Source organism: Streptomyces sp. NPDC001492, assembly GCF_053597275.1.
In genome coordinates this window covers 1-3,633 of record NZ_JBSFHW010000110.1, presented here as the reverse complement: position 1 = coordinate 3,633, position 3,633 = coordinate 1, and the positions used below count along the sequence as shown (strand labels likewise).

The following is a 3,633-nucleotide window of genomic DNA, read 5'->3' as shown; positions in this document are numbered from 1 at the left end:
GCCCGTGACCTGGATCGACGGCTGGCCCATCCTGGGCCAGGTCGGCACGGACGGCATCGGCACCATGGTGTGGACCGGCCAGGTCCCCGCCGGCGACACCCCCGGTCTGCCGGTCGATGCGCTTCCCTCCGTGGTGACCAGCGACCTGTTCACCGACACCCGCCTCAAGCCCCAGTGGGAGTGGTACTACCAACCCCGCGCGGACCACTGGTCGCTGACCGAACGCCCCGGCTATCTGAGGCTGAAGGCGTTCGCCCCGCTGGCGGCCGACAACCTGACCAAGGTCGGCAACACCCTCACCCAGCGGGTGCTGCGCACGGCGGACGGCGCGACGGTGACCGTCCGCCTCGAACTGGCCGGCCTCGCCGACGGCCAGCACGCCGGACTGTGCCACTACGCCGCCACCTACGCCGGGTTGGGCGTCCGCCGCTCCGGGACCACCACCACGATCGCGCACAACGCCGGCGGCACCCTCACCAACGGCCCGGTCGTCACGCAGAACGCCGTGTGGCTACGCACCACCTGGGACGTCAACGGCGTCAGCCAGTTCTCCTACAGCCTCGACGGCAGCGCGTTCACCTCCTTCGGCGGCACCTACCAGCTCACCTGGGGCGGATACCGCGGCGACCGGATCGGCCTGTACACCTACAACCCCAACAACACCGGCTACGTCGACGTCGACTCCGTGCAGTACACCATCGCCCCCACCAGGGCCTACACATGCGTCAGCGTCCGCAGCGGCAAGGTCGCCGACGTCTCCGGCGCATCAAAGGCGGACGGCGCCGGCCTGATCCAGTGGCCCGGCAACGGCGCAGCGAACCAGCAGTGGACCTTCCAGTCCACAGCGGACGGCTACCACACCATCACCTGCGTCAACAGCGGCAAGGTCCTCGACGTATCAGGCTCCTCGACCGCGGACGGCGCGCGGATCGTACAGACGACCGCCGACGGCCGCACCAGCCAGCAATGGCAACTGCGCCCGCTGACCGGGGGCGCGTTCGTCGTGGTCAACCGCAACAGCGGCAAGGTCCTCGACGTCAGCGCAGGCAGCACGGCCGACGGCGCCGCGCTGATCCAGTACACCGACAGGGGCAGCACCAACCAGCAATGGACCTTCCAACGCGCCACCGGATAGGGACCCGGACAGCAAGGCGATGGTAGGTCGCGGGGCGCCGCTCGGGATGACCAGCAGGCGCCCAGCCGGAGCCGGCGGTGGGGCGGATACCGAGAGGGCCGAATTCGTCGAACGCGAACACGCGGTCCGGGAAGCGGTCTAGGACGTGCTCGATGCGGTCGGGCTTGGCGTCGCGCTCGGGGTCCGGGGACTCCTTCCCGTCTTGGTGCGCTGGAAGGAGATGCCGCGGCGGGCGATCAGGCACCGTAACGCCTCACGGCCGATCCGGATCACACTGCCATGCACTTTGCGCAGATAGGCGGCGAGTTTCCGGATCGACCAGTGAGTGAACAGCTGGCCGAGCTTGGTTGGGGGGTGGCGGCCGTCTGGACGACGAAGTCCTCGTCGTCAGGGCTGAGAGGGCGGGGACGGCCTCCCGCCCACCGAGGGTCAGACAGGCCAGGCCGATCTCGTTGAACCGGTGTATCACCTCTCGAACGGTGTCCTCGTCGGCCTGCGCCGCCGGGGCGATCGCCGGGACCCGGTTCCCGCCGGCTGAGGCCAGCAGCATCATCGCCCGCCGGAACCGCACCGAACTGGTGCTGCCCCGGCGCACGATCTGCTGCAGCTTCTGCCCCTCCTGGTCGGTCAACCTGTGCACACGCACAGGCGCAGCCACCACATCCCCAACGGCCGGACCTCACGCATGCCACCGCCCATCCAACCGCCAGGCAGGGCTCCGGCCGGAGCCGGCGTCATGCCGCGGTGCGCTCGCCGGCCGGTCGGCGGCGCAGTTCGGGGCGCTCGATGACCGGCGGCTGGTAGGCGTGGTCGAGGATGCCGATGTCGGTGCCGGGCGGCGCGATCGCGTCGATCCGGTCCAGCACGTCGTCGGTCAGGGTGACGTCGGCGCCCGCGAGCAGGTCGTCCAGGTGTTCCATGGTCCGCGGTCCGAGGAGCGCGGACGTCACGCCCGGGTGGGCGAGCACGAAGCCCATCGCGAGATGCGTGAGCGGCAGGCCGGCCTCCTCGGCCAGCGGGATGAGCTGTTCGACCACGTCGAGCCGACGGTCGTCCGTGTGCTGCTGGAAGCCGAACTTCGATCGGTGCGTCGCGGCCTCCTGGCCCTTGCGATACCGCCCCGTCAGCAGGCCGCCTCCGAGCGGAGACCAGACCAGGGTGCCCATGCCGAACTCCTGCGCCACCGGGAGCACCTCGCGCTCGATGCCCCGGTTCAGGATCGAGTAGACCGGCTGCTCGGTGCGCGGCCGGGCCAGCCCGCGCCGCTCGGCGACCCAGTGCGCCCGGACGATGTCGGAGGCCGGCAGGGCCGAGGTGCCGAAGGTGCGGATCTTGCCGGCCCGCTGCAGATCGGTGAGGACCGCGAGGGTCTCCTCGATGTCCGTGTCGGGGTCCGGGCGGTGGATCTGGTAGATGTCCACGTGGTCGGTGTCGAGCCGGCGCAGCGAGTCCTCCAGCGCGCGCACCAGCCAGCGCCGGGACGAGCCCTGGTGGTTCGGCTCGTCGCTCATCGGGAACCAGGCCTTGGTCGCGAGCACGACGTCGTCCCTCCGACCCTTCAGCGCCCGGCCGACGATCTCCTCCGACTCGCCGTGCGCGTACATGTCGGCGGTGTCGACGAGGTTGATGCCGGCATCGAGCGCGCGGTGGATGATGCGGACGCAGTCGTCGTGGTCGGTGTTGCCGAGGGCGCCGAACATCATCGTGCCGAGGGCGTAGGGGCTGACCTTGATCCCGGTCCGGCCGAGGCTGCGGTAGCGCATGGTGTCTCCTTCAGGTCTTACAGATCTCACTGCTGTGTTGCTGACACCAGCCTGCCTGCCATCCAGCGGACTATGAATACTTGTGAATCCGGATTACTTGAGCGAGAGTACGGATATGGATCCCGACCGACTCTCCGAGGCGCTCGACCTGGTCGAGGTGCGCAGCGTGCTGACCGGCGGCGTGGCGGCCCGCGGCGGCTGGTGGTCCCGCGGGCCGCTAGCCGATCCGGTCAAGTTCTTCGCGATGGTGAGCGGGCGCGCGCGGCTCACCACCCACGGCGTCGCCGAACCGGTCGACCTCGTGGCAGGAGACGTGGCCATCCTCACCGGACGCTCGTGGGTGGCCTTCGAGGCCGGCACGGCGCCGCGCCACGAGGTCCAGCCGGAGTCGGACTTCTCCACCGCCCGCTTCGCAGGCTCGGACCCGGCTGTCGACGACGTGGTGATCGGCGGGGCCGTCAGCGTGAACGAGGCTGGGCGGACGCTCCTGCTGGAGTCGCTTCCGCCGGTGGCCCACATCCGGTCCTCCGCCTCCGGAGACGGGGACCGGTTGCTCGCCGCCGTGCTGCGGCTCTTCGAGGAGGCCACCGACGACCGGGTCGGCTCGGCCTTCGCGATCCGGCAGTACAGCCAACTGCTCCTGCTGGAGGTGCTGCGCTGCTACGTCGACCAGACCCTCCTGCCCTCCGGCTGGTTGCGCCTGCTCGTCGACGAGCGCCTGCGCCCCGCCGTCGA

Annotated in this window: 3 protein-coding genes and 1 pseudogene; 2 read left to right on the top strand and 2 right to left on the bottom strand. The window is 70.3% G+C overall.

Annotated features, from left to right (window positions below; genetic code table 11):
• Positions 1-1,135: RICIN domain-containing protein (locus tag ACWC1K_RS50550; RefSeq protein ID WP_450840969.1), on the top strand; the 1,135-nt coding region annotated here is incomplete at its 5' end.
• A gap of 16 nt (positions 1,136-1,151) precedes the next feature.
• Here the strand turns inward: ACWC1K_RS50550 and ACWC1K_RS50545 are convergent.
• Positions 1,152-1,793: pseudogene (locus ACWC1K_RS50545) on the bottom strand (helix-turn-helix domain-containing protein); the annotation flags it as partial.
• A gap of 76 nt (positions 1,794-1,869) precedes the next feature.
• Complete coding sequence (locus ACWC1K_RS50540; RefSeq protein WP_450840968.1) at positions 1,870-2,898, bottom strand: aldo/keto reductase; 1,029 nt, start codon at positions 2,896-2,898, stop codon at positions 1,870-1,872.
• A gap of 115 nt (positions 2,899-3,013) precedes the next feature.
• On the opposite strand from ACWC1K_RS50540, the gene ACWC1K_RS50535 reads away from it, so the two are divergent.
• Positions 3,014-3,633: cupin domain-containing protein (locus ACWC1K_RS50535; protein ID WP_450840967.1), on the top strand; the 620-nt coding region annotated here is incomplete at its 3' end.

Excerpts from the sequence above, each read along its gene's own strand:
- ACWC1K_RS50540 (WP_450840968.1), bottom strand. The coding sequence starts at position 2,898 with ATGCGCTACCGCAGCCTCGGCCGGACCGGGATCAAGGTCAGCCCCTAC.